Below are 21,820 nucleotides of genomic sequence, written 5' to 3'. Positions count from 1 at the left end.
AAGCCAGTACATGAGCCGACATCAACGCAGGCAGGCAACTGCACGTAGGCACTGGATTGACTCGGTAAAGATTTGCGGGAAAAAGTTGAGTTTAAAACTTGTAGAGAAGCAGGCCATAGCCAACCCCCGCAGGATCTGCTGTGTTCGCCAGTTGAAAAGCCATGTACCTGCCATCAGCCGAAATAACCGGGTTAGAGGCTTTGCCGCCTTCATAATCATTGAAATGGGTTAGCCGGACGAAATCCTTACCGGTTCCGTCAAGTTTCAGTTTCCAGATGTCAATGTTAGCGGGACCGCGTTTGCCGCCCAGCCAATCGCATTGCCGGTCAGCTTCAACGAGCGTGTACTTTCCATCCGGAAAAATGCCTTCGCACTCATTATAGGTAAGCGGTTTCTGAGAATGATTGACCACTTTATTGGTTTTCAAATCCAGCGTCATCGTCGATGCATTCAAACCTGTTTGTTTGCCCTGGGCATCCCGAACCGGCTCATACTGCACAAAGCTCATTTTCAAATCATTATCGAAAAAATCCTGGGCTTCGTACGGATACCCTTCTCCTTCGTAGACCGTTTTTTTGTTGATCAGTTTCGGAGTCCCTCCCGAAAGATCGATATCGCAAACAACCAGGCGTGAGGCTTTCTCGGCGAGTTCCGGCGCCTGATCGTGTACCTGCGAATAGGCTATTTTCAGGCTTTTCTTCGAAATAGCTACGCCCTCGCTCATGTGTACGCCTAACTTAACAGGCTTCGAACCCGGCACCTTACTCAAAAACCAGAGTTCATTATCCCGTGACCGGCTAATCCGAATATCCTCAAATTTTTCGGGGCCAATCAGAATGTAATCCCCGTTAACCAGGTGCATTACCCGAAGAAACACCGCAGCAGGCACATTGCACGTCAGACATTTAATCTGACGAGTGGCTAAATCAAGTACCATTGCATCCCCAAAACTTTTGGTCATAAAGGCAATCCGTTTGTTATCCGGCGAGAAATCGGCACGTTCGCCAAAACCGGTTAGCACCTCAATATTTTTGGGCAGGTTGTCGAGCGGGCTTCCGGGTTTTCTTTTTTTCAGCGTATCCCCTACCGATTGTTCCGGCTGGGAATAGACCGCTTCGTGACTTACTGGAACCTCCTTATTTGCCGAAGCGGAGAAGACCAAAAATGATACGAGACCGATAATTGAAAATTTCATATAACTGAGTATTAATTAGAGGTGTTAACAGTTGCCTTTCGGGCAATTTCCAAATCATTGGCAACAGCTGGTCTTAAGATGCTCCAATGAAACTTAAGGCCATCGTCCGACTCGCTAAAATGCACAAGCGGCATATCGTTGTATAAGGGCCGGGTAATGGCGATCACATCGTCCCAGTAAGTCAATGCCTGTTGCAGGTGTGCAATGGCCGATGTCCTGTTGGGTTCTCCACCTTTTAACCGATACGTTTGCAGGGCTACGGCACCCCTCAGCTTCTGAGCGAAGTATAATCCCAGATTGGCCCACGCTTTCACATCGGCCACCTCATACCGAAGGGAATTGTTGTTGGTGACGTTTACCGTTTTAATTAAATCCAGCGCTTTCCGACAATCCTGCTCCAGGCGTTGAATGAGCATGGGTGGCGTAATTCTGGCTTTTTCGAAGGTACCTCCAGCAGCCATCACTTTGACGTACTCGGCCACCGATACATAAGCCGGATCGGCGGGGGGCTGGTTGATCTGGCGGTCAATGGAGATGTAATCCATACTCTTTTTGTTCAACGCCATGAACCCTTCGCTGTAGAGCGTAAAATCCCAGGTAAAATCAAAAGCCGACGCCAGGCGTAAGGGAGTGGTTCCGGCCAGGGCCGAAGCGTCGAGTAACGTCTCGGTACCTTTGCCATAACGCCGGGTGAACTCAGCCTTAAAGATGGAATCGGGCGTGGCGGAGTTGTACAGCAAACGCCCCCAGAGTTTATAAAACAACCACTGCCGCTCAAAGGCATACCGCCAGTCTACCGGCTGACCAGCCTTCGTAAAGTAATCCTTTGCCGGAATGTAGCACTCTGACCCCACAAAATAGCCGCCCACATAGGGCTGACTGTTGGTGGCAATGTGCTGACGAATAAAATTGGGCACTCCCCAGCGCAAACAGAAAAAGTCTTCGTTACGCGCCATCCAGGCAATCTTGTAGTTGGCTGGTTGCGGCTTGAAATAGGTGTCATTCAGTTTGCCGCCGTGTACTTTTATCAGGTCAGTCGATGAAAACGCATGGGACCAGTTAAACTTTATTTCGGCCCAGATGGGGCCATCCAGAAAATCCAGCTTTTCCATCGCCCTGCGTGTCAACTGCTCGGTTTCGACGCTTGTCGATCCGCCCAGCGCCAGGTTAGCCGATAAAGGGATTCGGTGAATGAGCTTAGCTTTTCGATTGGCCAACCGCATGCCTGCCAGAATCGTCTCGCCAAACCAGTCCTGACGCTGTTGGGGTGTCATTCCCCACATGGCTTCGCCGTGGGTAAAGCCTAATCCCGACAGGTCGGGGTACTCATTCAGCACTTGAGTGACACACTCGCGAGTGTACCGTTTGATGATTTCGGAGGTGTCGCCTGTTGCGTGGATTTTATGGTCCAGATTATCCATCGTTACGTTATGCGCTTTGGCAAATTCAGGACTTACGTAGATGTTCCAGTTAACCAGGTATGTGTCAATTCCACGCTCGCGGGCCAGCCGGAAAATGCCCCGGTAAAGCGCCTGCCAGCGGGCCAGTTCTTGGTCGGTAAAAGAGCAGGCTTCGGGAAAATTGGTCGGCCGGATCATGAACGGAAACGGATGAAGATTCCATAACGTGAGGGCATTGAACCGGTTCTCAGCCATCATATCCAGGAAGGCTTCCCAAAACGTTAAATCCTGACACGTTTCTTTGTGCAGATCGAGCGCGGTACTGTGTCGGTAGGTATCCCAGGGCAGGTTGAATTTTATGGCCCGAAACGGTAAGCTGGCCCGTTCATTCCGGGGTTTGATTTTCTGGAGCTGTACCCCGTTTCGTATGTCCTCACAAAAGGAAAGACAGCCGTATAGAAGTCCATTCTCGCTATCGCCGGTAATGGTGATTTTTCGGCCCGTCAAGTCAATTGAATAAGCCTCGTGATTCGATTTACCGGTATTCAGTTTAAGGTCCAAAGAAAAATCGCCCTGTTCCTGCTTTAGTTTAATTCCTTTTTCGGAAAGCGTTTTCTTGATTATGCTGACAGCATAGACCGTTTGGGGTAACCGATTCGGCTGTTGTATGCTCACGCTCTGGGAAAAGGCAAACTGGCCGAACCCAGCCAAGCCCATCAAAAAAAGCAGCGTTATTTTTATCATGTTGGTACGATTTAATCGCTTTTGAATGGGTGTAGCCAAACCAGAACTGGTTTTTATTTACCGGATTAGTTTTACGATCCGGTAGGGTGTTTCCTTCGCCAAATCCGGATAGATCTGCCCTACTCCATTGTTGTCCATGATTTCGATGAAGTACATGAAGTCCCATTCCGGTTTAATTTGTTCAGCCGGGACAACGACGGAGTAAACGTCTTTTTCGCCGGATGGCAACATCGCCAGGGTGTTGTAGGGCAGTTCCTGATTTACGTTTCGGTAACGCAGCCGAATCCATTTCACCCCCGCCGGTGCTTTAACCTGTATTCGAACGCTGATAGGCTTACCCACCGGTGCAGTCGTAACGGGCTGGTGCGAAATTTGAAAGTTCGGATCAGAACTGGTCTCCGGAAGGGCCTTGTACGGTAAAGTTGCACTAGCAATAGCCGTTTTTACGGTACTGGCTTCAGCCCGTAACGCTGTTCTTCTTTGTTGCAGGCCAGCCAGTCCTTTTTCCAAAGCGGCTAATTCGTCTCTCCAATGGCCGCACAGGTCGGCAACACAGACGCCAAGCGCCAGATTATCCGTATACACATCACCCGCAGCGGCTACCATTTGTCGCCAGGCAGCAATAGCGGCCTGTTCTTTTGCAATAGCTTCGTCAAAAGCCGCTACGTTTTGAGTCCGGTCGAAAATTCGGTAATTAACGGCGGCCAGAATTCGGTGCGAATGATACAGGGCCAGATTAGAGAGAATCTTCAGGTCGGTCAAGGTCGAAACAAGCTCCTTGTTCGACGACTTCCCCGCTGCTTTTTCGGCGTTGGCGATAAGCTGGTTCAGCGCATCGGACGTTTGCCTGAACCAGCGACTGTTTGCAGACGGTAACATCCGGGCCGTTTCGCCACCATCGGTTTTAAATTTGGCTTCTTCATCGAAACTGGCAAATTGGGCCATATCACTCAGTTCGGCTTTGGCAAACGTCTGCAAGTCACCCAGGCGTTGTTTTTCGGCCCAGCCCCTCGTCGTTGGAAAGCTGGTATACGGGTAACTGGAGGTAATGATACGGGGTAATATCCAACTGGCCTGATGAATGGCTTTGGCGATAAAGGGAGCGGCCTTTTCGCCAAACCGACGATCAAATTCGTGGTTCCAGACGGCTGGGTCCGTATCGGGGTTGTAGCCAATCCGGCCAAAAACCTGGAAGAAGTGCCAGTATCGCTCAAATTCATACGTGTAATATCGATACGGGGCATTCAGCAGTTCAAAAGGTTTTGCGTCGTGGGGCTGCGCTTCCATTTTGGTGGCCAGCGGTTCGTTTATCTCGAAACCATCGCCTTCGTACAAGTGTGTACTTTCGGCAAACCGACGCGCATAGTCTGGATCGCCCCACAGCAGGATACGCGTTGTTCCCCCACTCCAGAGCTGCCAGTTCATTTTATATTTTTGTGGATAACGCAACAAGTAAGCGTAACTGTGCCGGATCGGGCTTTTATCGGGATTTACCAGCGTAGGATGGTACGGCATCCCCATCTGTTCCATCCAGTATTTGGTATTGACCCGAAAGTTGACGCCCACACTCAACGCGCTTTGAATAACCGATTCAGGTAATTCCTTGGCCCGCAAGTCCAGCTGTAAGTTAGGAGCTGCGGTTTTCATCATCTGGAATACATCTGTCCAGAAACTTTCCTGTTCACCTTCTTTCAGACCGGATTCGTTGTGCATCCGGAACTGGATCGCATCGAGGTTAGGGACCTGTTTAACGAACTTGACGAGTGCCGTTTTAGTATAGGCCGTGAGATTGTCTGCCGTTAGTCCCCATACCAAACCTGGCACGGGTTTATCCGGGGCATCTTTTGTACCGGGAATACCTCCCCCCTGCACACCACCCCGGTAAATATGGTCCCAGATTCCAACCGTAAACTCGATGCCCCGGTCGTGCGCCATCTGGATCAGGCGGTTAAAGGCCGCCAGGTTACGTTGCTGCTGCTGGGCTGTGATGCCAACCATCCGAACGTCCGGATACCCCTCAACATTGAAGAAATAGGGATAGCAGGGAGCCAGAAACCCGCCATTCTCGTAGCCGAAGATAACCACCAGCTTGTTGAATCGACTTTGAGCCAGCAGATCAAGGTAACGGACCCAATGATTTTCATCGTACAATCGGCTTTCCCAATACGCACGGTTCATGGTGTATATGGAAATCGCCCGATTACGAACGGCAGGTTTTTCGGTCATTTCATTGACCGCACTTAGTGGATTCTTCGCATCTTTACTCCAGCCAATTCGATCAGCCAGTTCCAGCAGCCCATACATTAGCCCACGGTTATCGGAGCCGCTGACAACCCACACTGGTTTTTTAGCCGAGCTGGTTTTCCAGATTAACAGGGATTCTGCTCCGGTCGGTATCGGGCGATTTCCTGCTTTCAGTAATGTAGCCGCTTTCCCCTCTCCTGCCGCCAGCCCGGCCACAATAACTGCTTTTCCCCGGGCTTGCCCGATGGACGCTACATTTTCGAATGAAATATGTTTAGCCGTTAACGCTTCCGTCACTTTGGTTAGCCCGTGTGTAATGGCAGCGGCTTGTTTTTGATCGCTAATGATCGATACCTCGGGTGTTTCTCCGCTAACATAGCCATAACAGCCTGTAATCAGGATGATTATGAGGTAGGGAATAAGGGCAGGCTTCGTTAAGCAACGTAGATTTTTCATAACACGGGAGGTTTTGAGAGTTATCCGGTTTTTAGGCATGGCGAACGACAATCCCGGGATCAATTCAAATAATGAATGTACTTTTATACCCATATAGGGCTTCGTTAAACCTGGCGCATAATGAAATACGGCTGGTTTGTCAAGGCAGCGTTAAAACCCGGATGTAGCCCGGCGGTTTCCGAACTATCGTTAATGTCGAAGTAATACTGAAGTGGATACGGTGAATTTGTGTAGGCCGACGGAATAGTGGCCCGATATTGGTGCCCGACCATCTTCATCTCGACCTGTTCATACCGCTCCGCCTGATCTATGTGCCGGTAATACAATCGTACCGACTGGGGGTTCTTATCCATTGCTAGGTCAATGTCGACCGGCTGGCCCGCCCGGAACGACTGGGGTGGCGTATGAATAACGGCCATAACAGGCCGTACGGGCCGTCCCATCGCTTTTTGGATAGCTACCTGCGAACGGCTTTCAGCTTTAGCGGTTTCGCTTTCCGCCTGTTCCAGCTTCTGAGCCATAGCGGCAATGTCCTGGTCGATAGCGGGCAACCGATCGAGCCAGTGCCCCCGTAAAAAGGTCCGCTCACCAACGGTAATATCGGACTTGTAAACGTCTTTGGCCCGATTTGCGAGATCAGCCCAGTAGCCCCGCGCTTTGCGATACGTTTTGAGTGCCTCCTCCAGTGCCGTACGGTCGCCCGTCTGGTCAAAGATGGCATACAGCACTCCGGTCCGAAATTTAGTGGCAAAGAATCGGCCCAGCCCGATTTGCATGGCAACATCAATGGCCAGACGCCTGTAGGCAGGGCTATTTCTATCGCTGGTCTTTGTTTCAGCCAGTGCCAGGTGTTTAGCCGCTTCGGCGGCATAATCTTCCAGCCACTGCGCCGTTTCGACAGGCGTGTATTTACCGGTAGATTTGCCGGTCAACAGCTCCCGGGTGTATTCGTTGATGGATAAAAACAACTGCGGATCGAGCGGACTGACATTACCGAAGACTTTAGGGGATGGCGTATCGTACAGATGGGTTAGGTTATCATTAATGGCTGGATCGACGATCGGCTGGTTGGTGTACAGTTCAGGCCAGTACGTGTTATTTCCGGCCGACGCTCCGTGCGAGGTCAACACGATGGGCAGGATTCGGGTGGCATTGGCAAGCGCCTGTTCCACCGATGCGGCACTGGCACCGAACTGCTTCTGTAGATAACGATTCCAGATTTCGGGTTTGGCGTCGGGATTATAGAGCAGCCGTCCGAATAACCGCAGGGTATACTGGTACTTTTCCCAATCCCAGCGAGGCTCTAACGTAGTATCGGCGTAGGCGCATCGTCCACCGGCAATACCCGTTCCCCGTCGCCCCTTGAATGAGAGTGGCTCCATCAGTTCGCCCCCTGCGCTGCCGCTGAAACTAAACGCCCGTGCGTGAGCGGCCTGCGTAACGGGATCGCCCCATAACAGCAGCCGTTGCGTTCCAGGCCATACGCGGTGCAGGACCCGATACGGACGTTTATCTTTTAACAGATCGCCATACCCATACCGCATGAAACTACGCGAACCTTCACTTAGATTCATGAGTGTCGATGTCTTTTTCTTCGGGTCCGGCACTTCCAAAGCGCGGATATCGGCCTGATGGTAAGGCATTCCCAGGTGCTCCGCCCAGTACTTAGGCGAAATCACAATAGGCAGACCTGTTTTGACGGCCGAATCGATCATTGTCTGATCCATCCCTTTCGAATGCATGTCGATTTCGACCTTCCGGCCACACGTAGCTACCCCCTCAAATACGGTCTGCCAGAACTTGTAACTCCCTTCATTGACACCACTCTCGCCGTGAACACGAAATGTCACCCCACTAATGGCCGGGCAGGCCTGCAAAAGAGTACGCACGGCATCGCGACAATAGGGTCCATGATTTTCGCGGGTTAAGCCGGTAATCGTATAATTTGGATTCGGACTATCAAGCCACTCATACCCATGCATCCATAAACCCAGTTGAAAGGTCAAACCCCGCGCCACCGTTTGTTCACTGATAAATTTCAGCATGGCCAGATTCTGATCCCGCTCGGCATCCGGCAACTCCGGCACCCTGACGTTATATCCAGGCACCGTAAGCAGAAATGGGTACGAGAACAGGAAGTAAGCATCCGTGACGTTTCGCAGAAAGTCGTAGCCAATTCCTAAACTCAGGTTAAACCGATTGAAGCGCTGGGTGGCCAGCATAGAAAGGTACGCAGGCCACATAGCCCGGTCATTATACCACTTTTTATCTTCTACTTCACTGACAAAGAGCCGGGTAAGGCTACGTATTTCATTGGCCGGTTGTTCAATAAGCGCCTTCCGGCTGGTTAGCGCCGGGAGTGGCCTGGCGTCATAGTGTACCTGATCGGCCAGTTCAAGTACAGCATAGACCAAACCACGTTCATCAAAGCCACTGGCGAGCAACACTTGCCTCCCGGCTACCTGACCCGGTACAAGGCCCAGTGCTTCCGGCTTTGCCGGGATTGACGCTCCTGCATTCTTAAGAAGCTTCCCGGCCAGTGATGAACCGGAACCAGACACGACAATGCACAGATTTCCAGCCGCTGTCTGTGCGAGTTGTTCCCGTCGATCCACGGCAATGCCTCTAGCGCTTAGGGCGGTTTCCAGTTCGTTTACAGCCCATTGCACTGAAGGCAAACCAGCGATGGAATCGCCGGGATCCAGTACGACGGAAACAGCCTGTGCCGTTACAGGGGGGAAAGTACCAAAGTTGGCCCCCAGCGTAGTGATTCCAGCCAGTTTTAAGAAATGTCGTCGATTAACGGTTTGGTTCTCCCGATTGATATCCTGTTGCATAATGGAAACTGTCTGAAAAGTACGTTCGAGCCTGCTTTACTCCCGCTGTTGAAAAAAATACATCTATTCGTAACCCGGATTCTGAGCAAAAACGCTGGGATTACGAATAATTTCCAACTCGGTTAGCGGAAGCGGGAAAACCGTCATGTAGGGTTTCATGCCAAAAGGAGCCATGACAGATAAGGCCCTTCCCGTTCTAACGAGGTCGAACCAGCGATGGCCCTCCAGAAAAAGCTCCAGTCGTCGTTCCAGATATACTTTCTCACGAAAATCATCTTTCGTCAATCCACTATAGGCCGTTACCCCGGCGCGCTGGCGAACCTGATTCAGATATGTGAGCGCTTCGGTAGTTTTTCCATTTTCGTTCATCGCTTCGGCCAGCATCAGCAATACATCCGCGTAACGAATTACTTTCCAATTGGCCGGACTATCGTTGTTGGCCTTCAGCGGAGCCATGTACTTTTTCGAGAAGGACGTGACCCCTGTTGTTGACAAGCCAACAAATTTCCCGTCGGCCCCGATGACCCCGGTAGCAACGCTAATGTCTTTCCGCAGATCTTTTGGATCAAAAGCCTGAAATATCGACGTCGTCGGGTTACCGCCACTAGCGGCCGTAGCACCGGGCAGAATACCATAAATACGGGATAGCTCATCCACAAGTGCCCTGCCGCCAGACTGGAACTCCAGGGTAAACGTATTGGTGAAGGTGCTCCCAAGGCCGATTCCACCCGATATGTACTCAATATCAAATACGTATTCGCTATGATGCTCGTCTTTCGTATAATCGAATAAGTCATTGTAGTTCTTTACCAGCGCATACCCAAGGGTCGTTACATCACGCAGTTTTTCTTCGGCTTTCACAAAATCTTTCCGGGTCAGATAGACCTTTCCCAGTAGCGCCTTGGCCGCTCCTCTGGTTGCTCTTCCAACATCGGCCCCGGTGTATTTTACGGGCAATTTTGTTTCGGCATCCAGCAAGTCTTTGATAATGACTTCATCATAAATTTTATCCACCTTTTCACGTCCGGTCTTGTAGGCCTCCTCCAGCGTAATGGGCGTAGTTATCATGGGTAAGTCGCCAAAAATCCGAACCAGGTTAAAGTAAGCCAGGGCACGCAGAAACTTGGTTTCTCCAATATGGCGGTCCTTATTTTTCACAACCGTTGGATCGGCAGTCGCAATTTTGGCTATTATAGCGTTCGCATTCGTTATCACGCTATAATAGCCACGCCAGCTTGTCAGCAAAATATTATCATTGTAATCGGTGAGGAAGTTATCGACCCGGATTGATTCTAGGCCATTGGCCAGGTCGTGCTTCGTATCGTCCCCCCGTAGATCGCCGAATTGCCACATGTTCTGATACGGTATCCGAAAACCGTTGTATACACCAACCACCGCGTCTTGGAAGTCTTTATCCGTTTTGTACAGGACATCAACACTAACGGTCGATACAGGTGTAAGCTCAATAAAATTCTTGTTACAGGACGACAGCAACAGGAAGGCTAGTCCTAATGCACGGGAAATACCTTTCATAATTCTTGTCTCGTTATATATAGTGAGAATGCTCGTTAAAAACCGACACTTAAACCGAGGATCAAACTTTTCGGCAATGGATAATCATTCATGTCCATCCCGGGCGTCAATGGATTATCGCCGTTACTTACATCTGGGTTGAAGCCCAGATTTTTAGTGAAAATGAACGGATTGTTGGCATTCAGATAAATGCGAAGCGATCCTAATTTTACCTTCTGCGCAATAGCATCGGGTATGGAGTAACCCAGCGATATGTTGTTAATACGCAGATAAGTGCCGGTATCGAGCCACCTTTGGCTGTACTCACCCCGTACGTTACCCGTTGGCGCATCGTTAGGCCGAGGTGTATTGCCGTCGCCGGGCTCCTGCTCTGACCGCCAGTAGTTATTCTGCGAGGCTGCGTTCCGGAAGCGGGACCGGGTCGCATAGGTTGATCGCCGGGCGATGCTGAGCAGCTGGTTACCATTAACCCCCTGAAGACTGACACTCAAACTCAGGTTTTTATAGGCAAACCGGTTAGTCATCCCGTAGTAAAACTCTGGATAGGGCGACCCCATAATCGTTTTATCAAAACTATTGATAACGCCGTCAGGCTTCCCGTTGGCACCGCTCACATCAACAAAACGAAGATCGCCGGGCCGGGAGCGTGAACCGGTTCCCGGACTGAAAACAGGTCCCCTATCAACATCCGCCTGATTTAAGAAAACGCCATCGGTTAGCCAGCCGTAAAACATACCAATGGGCTGGCCGATCATCGTGATATTACCGCCGGAAATAATAGGATCACCGCTTGGGCCAAGCTTGGTTACTTTGTTCTTGAAGGTAGAAATATTGAAGTCGGTTGTCCATTTGAATCGGTTTGTTGTGTTTACCGTACCTACCGAAAACTCCCAGCCGGTATTTTGTACCTCGCCAATATTTTTCAGGGCCGTACTGAACCCCGTGATACCTGGGGTATTGACATTTAAGAGCAGATTCGTGTTTCGGGATATAAAGTAATCGACATTGAATCTAAGCCGACTGTTGAAAAAAGCGGCATCGATACCCGTATTCAGCTGCTGCTGGGTTTCCCATGTTAAGAGCGGGTTAGCTAATCGCCCTTGCACAAACCCGGCTGTTGGCACTTCGCCCAGTGGGTATTTCTGATAATTGATCGTAGCAAACTGTTCAAAATTGCCAATGTTGTTATTCCCCGTTTCGCCATAGCTAGCTCTGAATTTCAGCTCACTGATCGAACGAATACTACGCAGGAAATTTTCATCCGAAATACGCCAGGCCACAGCGGCCGAAGGGAAAATCCCGTATTTGTTATCGCTGCCAAACCGGGACGATCCATCTGTACGGACCGATGCGGTGAGGTAATATTTGCTGTTGTAATTGTAGTTGACCCGCGCCAGATACGAGACCAACGACCACTGGTACTGCTCAGACGTACCGTTGGTAATGATCCCGCTAACTGCGCTTAGCGTAGGAACCAGATTGTTCGGGTATCTATTACTGGTTAAAGAATTGGACTCTCCCGTTTCCTGCTGTGCTGTAAAACCCGCTAATCCGGTGAGGTTATGATTGCCAAAGCTTTTCGTATAATTCAGGGTATACTCGGTCAGCCAGTTATAAGACGCAGCTACATTGTCGGTTCCGGAAGCCGGTTCATTGAAAAAGGCCGGGAGTTGCGGTACAAACCGGGACCCTTTGCTGCTAAACAGCGTAGCCCCCAGCAGGACATTGAATTTCAGGCCATCCAGAATAGTGTATTCGGCATTGACGTTTCCTAACAGACCAATTCGTCGTTGTTTGTCCTTTACCTCTCTAGCCAGCGCTGCCGGGTTATTAAAGTTGCCAACGGCATCGAGCCCGTTGTACCAGAAATAGTCGCCTTTATCGTCATAGATTGGGTAAAATGGATTGACTGACGTTGCAGCACCCATGACGCTGAAATCACCGGCACCGACCGTTACGCCACTCGAATTCACATTCCCTTTATCGATAAACGACGGATTGAAATTTACCCGCAGGGCTAACCGGCTGGATAACTTGGCATCCAGATTAATTCGTAACGAATACCGTTTGAAGTTACTATTGACGATTAATCCGTCCTGGTTAAAATACTCACCACTAATGGCGTATTTTACATTTTCACTACCGCCCGTTGCAGAAAGCTGATATTGCTGCTGGGGTGCAACACGCAGTACTTCGTCAAGTGGTTCAACGTCTGTCGTGTTACGTCCTTCCAAAACATCCAGTATCAACTGCGGCACCTTAAAATTCCAGGTATTGCCAGGTCCCGTTACATTATTGCCTGCATCGATATTTCGGTTTCTGACACCATCGTAAAAATACTGAGCCTGTTCTCGGGCGTTCATGAATTTGGGTACTTTCGAGACCTTCTGCAAGCCATAATACGTATCGAATGTAATGTTGGCTTTGCCCGATTTTCCACGCTTTGTGTTGATAATAATAACACCATTCGACCCTCTGGATCCATAGATAGCGGTGGCGGAAGCATCTTTCAAAATGTCCATACTTTCAATATCATTCGGATTCAGCGTTTCTATGGTCTGCGTTGGAAAACCATCCACAACATAGAGAGGACCAGCTCCGGCAGAAATACTGCCGATGCCTCTGATTCGGATTTGTGGCGGGGCACCGGGTTCTCCACTGACAGGTTTGACCTGAACGCCTGCCACTTTTCCAAGTAATGCCTGATCGATTCGGGTTACCGACATTTCCTTTATTTCTTTACTATCGATCGTACCTACTGCCCCTGTTAAATCTTTCTTTTTAACTGATCCATAACCAACCACCACAATCTCGTCAAGGGTCTTATCGTCTGCCTTCAGGGTTACGTTGAGCGTAGTGAGGTTGCCAACGCTTACCTCCTGGGGCATATAACCAACATAACTGAATATCAGCACGGAAGACGCAGTCGGTATATCCAGTTTAAACTTGCCGCCGGCATCGGTAGTAGTTCCTTTCTGAGACCCCTTGATAATGATGCTTACCCCCGGCAGGACTTCGCCCTTTTCGTCGGAGACCACCCCCTGAATGGTGATATCCAATGCTTTATTTTCGGCAGGAAGTCTGCTTGGCAGCGCTAAAGACGATTCCCGAAAATCGGCGTCATTCTGTAGTTTATCTGGTATATCCGGCGTGTCCATCCGGGAGGTAAGCGTTTGGTTGACGCTTGCTTCTGCTCGTTCGGCAGACTCTTTCGCAACGACTACATACCCACCATTTTTTACTTTTTTGAACCGCAGTCCAAGCGGCTTCAGAACGGCACTGAGGTTTTGCTCAATGTTTGCATTGAAATTGACCACATTGGCCGCCACAACAAGTCCTTCTACATTTCGGTCGAAGAACAGGATGTCGGTCGCATAATGCTCCTGTAATTTCTTCAGCACATCTTTTAATTGCTGCGGATCTGCTTTGGTGCGAGTATCTCTCTGCTGGGTTTGCTGGGCTCTGGCTAACACTTGAGAAAAGCCAGGGTGTACTCCTCCCAGTACTGCTCCCATAAGAAGCAGTCTATGTAGTAGTTTTTTCATATGTAGTTAAGGGGTTCTTAGTTAATGGCTCTGGGATACAATGATCGTCTTACCCTGTACCGTATAAGTCAGATTGGATGCGGTTGCTAACGTTTCCATGAGCTCTTCGGCTGTGTAAGCCCTGAAAGCACCGGAAATAGTCCAGTGAGCTAATGCTTTGTCCGTTATTTGAAGCTCTAGTCCGTAATTTTCTTCGAAGAGGTTTCCAATTTCCTCCAGGGTTGTTCGATCAAAGACAAACCTGTGTTCTTTCCAGGACGTAAACGTTTCCGGATGGGATGTGTGCTTTAACCGAACGCGCCCTTTCGTGTCGAACGTCACCAGATTCCCTGGCTTCATGGTTAATTGTTTGCTGGCTTTGCCTTCCTTATAGACTAATTGAACCCGGCCTGTATTGAGCACCACTTTCTTTGTCCTTTCCCGTGTGCTCACCATAAACTCGGTGCCTAACACTACGATCTCGAAGTCCTTGTCCGTGGCAACAATAAAGCGCTGATGGTCAGGCAAATGCCGGATCGAAAAATCGGCCTCGCCCACCAAGCTGACTTTACGGCTTTTCGTACCAAATCCGAACCGGGGTACCCGTAGTGTAGAATTGGCGTTTAACGTAACCCGACTACCGTCAGGCAGTTTGATCAGTCGGGTTTGTCCAAAATTGGTGTGGTAGGTACGGTAAAGTGCGTAATCGTTAAAGAACAAGCCACTTAATAGAAGAATAGTAGCAATGGACGCTGCGATCATCCAGCGAAGCCAGCCAGGATGTAGCAAGCGTGCAGCGGGTTCTTCTTCCACAACGGTTGGGGTAATGTACTCTCGGGTCACGCCGTTCTGCATGCGTTGCTGGTGGCGTTCCAACGCATTCCGATCATCGGCTATAAACTGCGGATTCTGACGTTCCCACGCAGCCAGATGCATGTAAAACAGCTCGCGGCTATCTTCGTCTTTTGCCCACTCATCAATAGCCTGTTTTTGCAGAGCGGTAGCCCGTCCGGCAAAATAGGTGAGAAGCAATTCCTTTGATACCTGAATTTTCATGGGTAAAATTTTAACTAGATCATGACCGTTTGAGGAGGTAACCCTGTAGTCGCCCCCCGAAAAAGAGTCATTAGTACCAGAAATAACTTAACAGGCACACAGTAAGCAGCCACTTGTTTTTTAGCAAGCTTCGCATCTGACGTATTGCCTGAAAAAGATGTGCTTCAACGGTGCGCAGTGATATTTTCAGTTCGTCAGCTATTTCCTGGTATTTTTTTCCCTCAAAGCGGTGCATTATGTAAATCTGACGACGCTTCACAGGCATCGCGTTAATGGCATTTTCCACATCATGATATAGTTCCTCATACTGCGTGATCATGTCCGGGCTTTGGGTGCTATGGGCGGGTATGAATTCAGCGCTGTCAAGTGAGGTACTTTGTCGCATTTCGGCTCTTACGTAATCAAAAGCCCTGTTTCGAACTGCCGTAAATAAATACGCTCTGTAGGAGGTCGTTATATGCTTATAGCGTAATTCAGTATGAAATTCATAAAAAATATCGGAGACGATATCCTCTGCGATTGCTTTTGAGGATACATATCGAACGGCATGGCTACACAATAAGGAGTAATATTGACGGAATAGAAGGCTAATGCCGTTATCGCTATTTTCTTGAAAAGCTTTCCGGAGGAAAAGTTCAGTATCCCAACCTGCCTTATTAGAAGCTGGCTTATTGGCCTCTCCCAGATCCGATAAGTACAACGATCCAGCATCAGACTGTTGTTTCAGTACTAAACCCTGTCCCATCTCTACTGGTAAATGAAGCGGATGATTCATTTTTGTATCTCTTATTAGAGTAATTCGTTCTGGGGCCAACGATCGTAACCTACTTTAAAAACCCTTCTTTCATTAAGACGGTATCAGGGCAAAAAACACTTAGCCGTTTTTAATTTTTTTTCTAAAAAATTGAATTTTGTCTTGTTATTAACTGAGGATAATTATCTGCCGTTGAATAAAGGCACAGTTTTAGTCAGCTTCCACAAACTGACTAAAACTATGTATCAAGCAACCCATGTTCGATTGAGAATCGCCTTTGAGTTGTAAGGAAAGGGGTGAGTCACGTCAACTTTGTAGAAACCAGTGTGGGCGTTTTCGTATAATAGAGATGGTAGTTGACAGTTATTAAAACCAAGTGCCCAATTAAAGGCCCCAACTAAGAAGCAGACGCATGTAAGCTCATTCGTCTCGAATAGGAGCGTTTTTATGAGAATAGTTAAAAGGGTTACAAACAGGAACGACCACTGTAGCTTTGTTATACTGTACACAAGTAAACGGTTGTATACAATAAAACAGGAAAGCTAGAGGGCCTCAAAGCAGTAGGGGATGACTGATTGACGGTTTCTTGCCTAATTGACAAAAACCATCGCCCTTTTACTGGTCATGAACCGGATCACGAGCGAACGCCAGAATATCGACCATGGATCTCCCCTGGCTCATCAAACGATTTAATGACCCCCGGGCAACAATTCTTTTCGTGCCCGAAGATCAGGTACTTTAACAGGCAAAAGACGGAATGACCAAGAACGATCGGTGTCAGCCGGTTAGCCGTTCATCCGCGTTAGGTAGCAGCTCGAATCCTTAAAGCGGACGAAATAACGGGTTTTCCATTCATGAAACGACGACATTTTCTTCAGTTTCCCGCCGGTTGGGCCAGGTTGGTTTTAACTGGCACTACGTGTTGACCTGGTAGCACTGACGGCTGAGAACTCAACTGACTTAACTCCTGCGTTAGTCCTTTGTAGATTCCCGGATTGAACGGGACCATAAACTCTTTAATCGGGTTCCAGGTTCGGCGGGTTCTCAGGCCCATGTCCCGCATCAGTTCGTCGGCGTGGTGGAACGAGAACGGGATCACGCACGTACCCGACGAATGACTTTTAGGAGCACGGTTTACCAGCCATTCCTGATGCCGGATAATTTCGGCTTTCATAGCCTCCGGGCTGGGCAGATTCAACTCACCCTTAATGTATTGCGCTGTATAATGGGCGGCTAATTCGGACGTAAACGGCGTGAATAAGGACGGATTATAACCAACAAAGGATAGATTGGAAACACCCAAAGGCAGTACGTTGCGGTACAACTGAAACCAGCCTTTCTGATTGCGAAGCCGACGACTGATTTCGGGCGCAAAAAACGGTACGGTTTGCTGGAAACCCGTAGCGAAAACGACCGTGTCGGCGGTGATTTTTTTGCCATTGGTCAGCACCACGCCATCGGTGTCGAAGGCAGCGATTTCACCTTTTTCGAGTTGAATGTCGCCGGAGAGTGCCCGCTCGTAGAAATGATCGGAGGTTAGCCCGATGGAGCAGTTGGCAATGCTTTCGAACGGCTTTTCGGGGAGCAGACCGCTTTTTTTAAGCTCAAGCTGAGCCGCAATCAGTTTGCCGATGCCCTTTGTCAGCAGGCCGGTTACGGGTTTCCCCAGCGGGCCGTGCAGAAATTTGTGAATGCCATACAGTGTCCGGTACGGAAACAGTGATTCGCCGAAGCGGTGGAGCAGCAGGTATTTAAAATTGAGACCCCAGAAAATACGCGGCATCTTCCACTTGGCTTCCCGGTAAATGCACACCGGCTTATGGGAAACATCGCTCACCTGCGACAAAATATCGTGCGCTGATTTGGCGAATCCAACCACCACCACTTTCTGCTGTTTAGCGGCTTCCAGATGCCCGGCACGAAACTCCGTGCTGTGCAGCACCGTGCCCGCAAACAACGCCCGGCCCGGAACCTGGGGCCTATTCGGCTCGCTGAAAACCCCGTTGCAGACCACCAGAAAATCAACCATCAGCCGGGACGATTTTCCGTTCTGGGTTGTGTAAACGACCCAGCCGTCCTGCCCGCCCTCAACCGGTTCGGCCCGCTCGACGGTGGTGCTGAATCGAACAAAGGGCAGAATAGCGAACTGGCGGGCGTAATTGGTCAGGTACTCCTGGATTTGCTCTCCGGTGGGCCACTCAGCGTAATGCTTCGGCATGGGAAAATCAGAGAATGTGTACGTATCGCGGGTATTCTGCGTCGTTACGTTGGGATACCGCCGGGTGGATGCCCAGACCCCGCCCAGTTCCGCTTCTTTTTCGAAGATAATGACCGAAAAACCGTGTTCACGCATCGTTTTAGCCGTTACCAGGCCGCTTACGCCCGCACCAATAATGCCAATTGTTTTTGCCGTTTTCATGTCAATTAATTGAGTTAGGAGGTTAGGAAGCCGCCCCGCCCAGGCGGGGCGGCTGATGGATTGAGGGTATTACGTTCAGACTTTTTCTACTTGGCCACCCAGGCATTATCATACGCGTTGGCAATGATTGAGCGGTCGCTGCTTATGGCGCTCTGCGGGGAGTTGGCGAACACACAGATTTGCGTACGGCCCGTATCGAACAGGATCGTCTCCTGGTTATTGGCCCCGCCGTTTTTCCAGTAGTAGTTGCCTCTGGCTCCGTTAACGACCCCATCGAAGCCCAGAAACTTCGTTTTCATGACTTCATAATACGGGTCACTCACGATTTGGCCATGAGCAGCCGCATCCTGAATACGACCAAACTCGTTGGCACTGATATAGAGTCCGCCTGAACCACCGTTGATTCTGAGATCAGTTTTAGCAATGCCCGGTTCATTCCCGTTTACAGACGGGTAGCCTTTGGTTCCCAGTTCCGGACTCATGACACCGTTGTTGTTCCAGCTTGTGTAATCCATTACGCCCCAGTGCAACAGACCGGCGGGCTTGAAAACGAGTACCCGTACCAACGACCGGAACCGCAGTCCTAAGTTAGTTGGCGAATACCAGCTATCCGGATTAGCCTCTAAATCGAGTAGTTGCTTCGTCGTGAAAGATTGATTCTTTTTGATATCGACATAAGCCAGAACCACGGCCATCAGGCTATAATTGACATTGTCGTAGTTTCTCACCTTACTATCAATGGCCAATTCTTCTACCCCTTTTTTAAGGCCAGCCCACCCGTTTTTATAGTTAGTAATGGCTGTCTGATGCGCCAGGAGCCGCTCAAACGTAATTTCCTTAAAGGCAGCGCTGGGTTTCCAGGAAACGGGCAGGTAATGGTAAACCGGTGTTAACAGGGAGATTTTGTGTTTCTCCAGCAGCGCAACGGTTGTCAGAGCCGTCACAAATTTGCTGCAACTGGCAATATCCTGCCGTTGCTGATCGCTGTGCTTGGTGGGCGTGCTCTCGAAAGGCTTACGGGCCCATCCGTTACCACCACCGGCCACCAGTTTCCCGTCGTGGAAAACCGTGTACCCGTAGCCAGCCACCCGGCCGTTCATGTATGTTTCGATGGCTTTGCCGAATTTGGCTCCGTCGAATTGAGCGGTGGCCATGTCGCCAATTCGCCCCGCCCCTGAAGGGTTCATCTGGGATTCCGGTTGTATCTCGTCTTTGCGGCTGGTGGTTAACAACGTTGATGCCTCGGCGAAACTGAAGGCAGGGGATTGAATGCGTGCTGTTTTCATGCTTTTTTGAACTTATGGAAGGTTTATACCTGATTGGTTAAGCGATTAGTAGCTAATCGACTCGTCAAAGGTAGGTTGCCGGGCAGGGGCAAGTAAACAGCCGCTTGACGGTTGCGGACCCTCACTTGACAGAACAGCTCTATTGGTTCACCGACACAAAAAACGGGGGCCACCCAATTGGACAGCCCCCATTTTTTGTACACGTTATCCGTGGTTGATCTGCGCAGTTAACGGCTGGTCACTAAGCGCAGAAACTCCTCCTTTTTTCTGGGTGAAATCATAATCGTGCTGCCGTCCGACAAAATCGCGTAGCCGCCATCTGTTTTGAGCATCCGGCGTACTTCGTTCAGGTTGACAATGTGGGAGTTATGTAGCCGGAAGAAGTGTTTTTCGGGCAGCATCTGCTCGTATTCCTTGAGGTTTTTACTGACCATAATTTTGCGGTTTCCCTTCAAATGAAAGGTGGTGTAGGCGCCGGCAGCTTCAAGACGCACGATGTCGGGCAGGGACACAAACTCCAGCCCGTCGGAGGTGGCCAGGGTAATGGTTTGGGGATCGGCGGTGGGCTGTTTCAGGGTTTGTAGCAGCCGGTCGAGAGCCAGATTTGGGGATTGGCTGGCTCGTCGCTCCCGAACCTTCTGAACGGCCACATGCAATTCGTCGAGGTCGATGGGTTTGAGCAGGTAATCGGCGGCACTGAATTTAATGGCCTGCAACGCGTAGTGATCGTAGGCGGTGGTAAAAATAACGTCGAATCCCCGCTGCCCAACCTGCTCCAGCAAATCGAAACCCGTACCGGCGTGCATTTCGACGTCTAAAAATACCAGATCGGGGGCAGTTTGATTGATGAGCGTGACACCCGTTGGTACGGAGTCCGCCATGCCGACCAGCGTTAGGTCAGGCAGCATATCGGCCATAACGGTTTTTAGAAACTCGCGGCTGTGATATTCGTCTTCGATAATAACCGTTTTCATGGTGTCAGAGGAGGGGGATAACTAGTTCAACCCGCGTACCGCAGGGCTGTTGAGCGGTATCAAACAAATCAAGGGTGATGACGCTAATCGGGTTGGTATCGTCAGGACTGAGCAGCCGCAGACGGTTGTCGGTTACGGTCGTGCCGCGTGAGATGTGGGTGCGTCCAGCACTGAACGCCCGGGACGCCTGGCGCCCAATGCCGTTATCTTCAATCACACACAGCAGCTGGTCTGTCTGGTATAACAAACAAATGGTGAGTTGTCCGCTCGTGCCGGAACGGTGGCGCAAACCGTGCACAATAGCGTTTTCGACGTACGGCTGCAACAGCATGGAGGGCACCTCAATCGTGTGTACATCGAGCGTCTCGTCTACCTCGATCTGGTACGCAAAAGCGTTGTTGAAACGAAGTCTCTCCAGGTCAAGGTAGTACGTCAGGGCTTTGAGTTCATCGGCTACGGGAATTCGTTCGTTCACCGAGTTTTCGAGCACCTGCCGGATCAGTTTGGCAAACTTGGTCAGGTAGCTCAGGGCTTCCATCGTATTTTTCTGGACCACAAAATGCTGAATGGAGTTCAGCGCATTAAAAACAAAGTGCGGGTTGATCTGGGCTTTGAGGGCCTGTGATCGCAGGATCCGGTTAATCCGTTCAATCTCCCCGTTTTGCCGCTCGATCTCGCTCATTTGCCGTTGCAGTTGCTCGTGCTGCTGCCAGACCGTCTCGCCTTTCTCCTCGGCCAGCCGGAGCGTTTCAGCCAATCGGGCTTCGGTTTGCTGGCTGATACGTTGCTGATACAGGAAAGCGGCTGTTACCATAGCGAAGGCGAACAACCCACTGGCCGTTCGGGTAGCCGCATTCTCGGTCTGCTCATCGCTGACCAGTTCCGGAAGTCGGGGAATAAAGCGGGTGACCGGCTCAAAAATCAGCAGCATCAGGCCAATCCAGATCAGGCCAAACCACATTTTTCGGCTCTCGGTGAGTTGAAACAAGAGCAACGGAAACACAATGGAGGCCATCAGGTCAATTTGCTGGCTCATGGCCGGACCGTTGGTGGTTAGTCCGGCTCCCACCAGCACGTACAGCGAGGGCGTGATGGTCAGTACGAGCCTCGACACGGTAAAATAGCCCAGGAAGTTGAGCAGCAGGGGCGACATGAAGGTCAGCACCGATACTAGATAGAAGGTAAAAAGCCAGGGCGATGACCAGAATAGAAACGTAGCGGGGAATAATGTCAGCCCAATAGTTACGGCCATCCGATTGCACAGGACGACTTTTTTGTCGAGGTCGGCGGGAAGGCCCGGCTGGCTCAGGCGAGGGTGATTTAACCCAAGGATAGAAAGTGATTGCCAGAGTTGAGTAAGTGAAGCAGGCATGGCATTGGCGTTAGCGTTAGCCGGTG

Annotated in this window: 12 protein-coding genes; all 12 read right to left on the bottom strand. The window is 50.1% G+C overall.

The window, feature by feature from the left end:
* Window positions 1-91: 91 nt before the first annotated feature.
* The 12 genes from CRO74_RS17835 to CRO74_RS17780 all read right to left on the bottom strand — a co-directional run bounded on the left by CRO74_RS17835 (window position 92) and on the right by CRO74_RS17780 (window position 21,794).
* Window positions 92-1,195 (bottom strand): TolB-like translocation protein, encoded by a 1,104-nt coding sequence (locus CRO74_RS17835; protein ID WP_097127551.1) that lies wholly within the window; start codon window positions 1,193-1,195, stop codon window positions 92-94.
* 11 nt (window positions 1,196-1,206) lie between these two features.
* Window positions 1,207-3,339, bottom strand: a complete 2,133-nt coding sequence (locus tag CRO74_RS17830; RefSeq protein WP_097127549.1) for a glycoside hydrolase family 20 zincin-like fold domain-containing protein — start codon at window positions 3,337-3,339, stop codon at window positions 1,207-1,209.
* A gap of 57 nt (window positions 3,340-3,396) precedes the next feature.
* Complete coding sequence (locus CRO74_RS17825) at window positions 3,397-6,039, bottom strand: hypothetical protein (RefSeq protein WP_097128659.1); 2,643 nt, start codon at window positions 6,037-6,039, stop codon at window positions 3,397-3,399.
* A gap of 104 nt (window positions 6,040-6,143) precedes the next feature.
* On the bottom strand, window positions 6,144-8,876 hold the full coding sequence (locus CRO74_RS17820; RefSeq protein WP_097127547.1) for a hypothetical protein: 2,733 nt from the start codon (window positions 8,874-8,876) through the stop codon (window positions 6,144-6,146).
* A gap of 63 nt (window positions 8,877-8,939) precedes the next feature.
* Window positions 8,940-10,409, bottom strand: a complete 1,470-nt coding sequence (locus tag CRO74_RS17815; RefSeq protein WP_097127546.1) for a RagB/SusD family nutrient uptake outer membrane protein — start codon at window positions 10,407-10,409, stop codon at window positions 8,940-8,942.
* Between the two features lie 35 nt (window positions 10,410-10,444).
* Entirely contained in the window at window positions 10,445-13,954 is a 3,510-nt protein-coding gene (locus tag CRO74_RS17810; protein WP_097127544.1) for a SusC/RagA family TonB-linked outer membrane protein, read from the bottom strand.
* A 21-nt stretch (window positions 13,955-13,975) separates the two neighbouring features.
* Window positions 13,976-14,989 carry a FecR family protein gene (locus CRO74_RS17805; protein ID WP_097127543.1) on the bottom strand — a complete coding sequence of 338 codons (1,014 nt, stop codon included), beginning with the start codon at window positions 14,987-14,989 and terminating at the stop codon, window positions 13,976-13,978.
* A 70-nt stretch (window positions 14,990-15,059) separates the two neighbouring features.
* Window positions 15,060-15,764: an RNA polymerase sigma-70 factor gene (locus tag CRO74_RS17800; RefSeq protein ID WP_097127541.1), complete on the bottom strand. Its 705-nt coding sequence runs from the start codon at window positions 15,762-15,764 to the stop codon at window positions 15,060-15,062.
* Between the two features lie 853 nt (window positions 15,765-16,617).
* Entirely contained in the window at window positions 16,618-18,162 is a 1,545-nt protein-coding gene (locus tag CRO74_RS17795) for a flavin-containing monooxygenase (RefSeq protein ID WP_097127540.1), read from the bottom strand.
* Window positions 18,163-18,248: 86 nt separating this feature from the next.
* Window positions 18,249-19,448, bottom strand: coding sequence for a serine hydrolase domain-containing protein (locus CRO74_RS17790; RefSeq protein WP_097127537.1), 1,200 nt, complete (start codon window positions 19,446-19,448; stop codon window positions 18,249-18,251).
* A 227-nt stretch (window positions 19,449-19,675) separates the two neighbouring features.
* A complete protein-coding gene (locus CRO74_RS17785; protein WP_097127535.1) occupies window positions 19,676-20,422 on the bottom strand; it encodes a LytR/AlgR family response regulator transcription factor in 747 nt (248 codons plus the stop codon).
* Window positions 20,423-20,426: 4 nt separating this feature from the next.
* Window positions 20,427-21,794 (bottom strand): sensor histidine kinase, encoded by a 1,368-nt coding sequence (locus tag CRO74_RS17780; RefSeq protein ID WP_097127533.1) that lies wholly within the window; start codon window positions 21,792-21,794, stop codon window positions 20,427-20,429.
* Between the last annotated feature and the right edge of the window lie 26 nt (window positions 21,795-21,820).

Source organism: Spirosoma fluviale, assembly GCF_900230225.1.
GTDB lineage: Bacteria > Bacteroidota > Bacteroidia > Cytophagales > Spirosomataceae > Spirosoma > Spirosoma fluviale.
Note: the sequence above shows the minus strand (reverse complement) of the source record. Positions and strands in the feature narration are given on the sequence as shown.

Bases quoted from the DNA above. Each gene is read 5' to 3' on its own strand.
- CRO74_RS17835 (WP_097127551.1), bottom strand. From the start codon at position 1,195: ATGAAATTTTCAATTATCGGTCTCGTATCATTTTTGGTCTTCTCCGCT.
- CRO74_RS17830 (WP_097127549.1), bottom strand. From the start codon at position 3,339: ATGATAAAAATAACGCTGCTTTTTTTGATGGGCTTGGCTGGGTTCGGC.
- CRO74_RS17825 (WP_097128659.1), bottom strand. From the start codon at position 6,039: ATGAAAAATCTACGTTGCTTAACGAAGCCTGCCCTTATTCCCTACCTC.
- CRO74_RS17820 (WP_097127547.1), bottom strand. From the start codon at position 8,876: ATGCAACAGGATATCAATCGGGAGAACCAAACCGTTAATCGACGACAT.
- CRO74_RS17815 (WP_097127546.1), bottom strand. From the start codon at position 10,409: ATGAAAGGTATTTCCCGTGCATTAGGACTAGCCTTCCTGTTGCTGTCG.
- CRO74_RS17810 (WP_097127544.1), bottom strand. From the start codon at position 13,954: ATGAAAAAACTACTACATAGACTGCTTCTTATGGGAGCAGTACTGGGA.
- CRO74_RS17805 (WP_097127543.1), bottom strand. From the start codon at position 14,989: ATGAAAATTCAGGTATCAAAGGAATTGCTTCTCACCTATTTTGCCGGA.
- CRO74_RS17800 (WP_097127541.1), bottom strand. From the start codon at position 15,764: ATGAATCATCCGCTTCATTTACCAGTAGAGATGGGACAGGGTTTAGTA.
- CRO74_RS17795 (WP_097127540.1), bottom strand. From the start codon at position 18,162: ATGAAAACGGCAAAAACAATTGGCATTATTGGTGCGGGCGTAAGCGGC.
- CRO74_RS17790 (WP_097127537.1), bottom strand. From the start codon at position 19,448: ATGAAAACAGCACGCATTCAATCCCCTGCCTTCAGTTTCGCCGAGGCA.
- CRO74_RS17785 (WP_097127535.1), bottom strand. From the start codon at position 20,422: ATGAAAACGGTTATTATCGAAGACGAATATCACAGCCGCGAGTTTCTA.
- CRO74_RS17780 (WP_097127533.1), bottom strand. From the start codon at position 21,794: ATGCCTGCTTCACTTACTCAACTCTGGCAATCACTTTCTATCCTTGGG.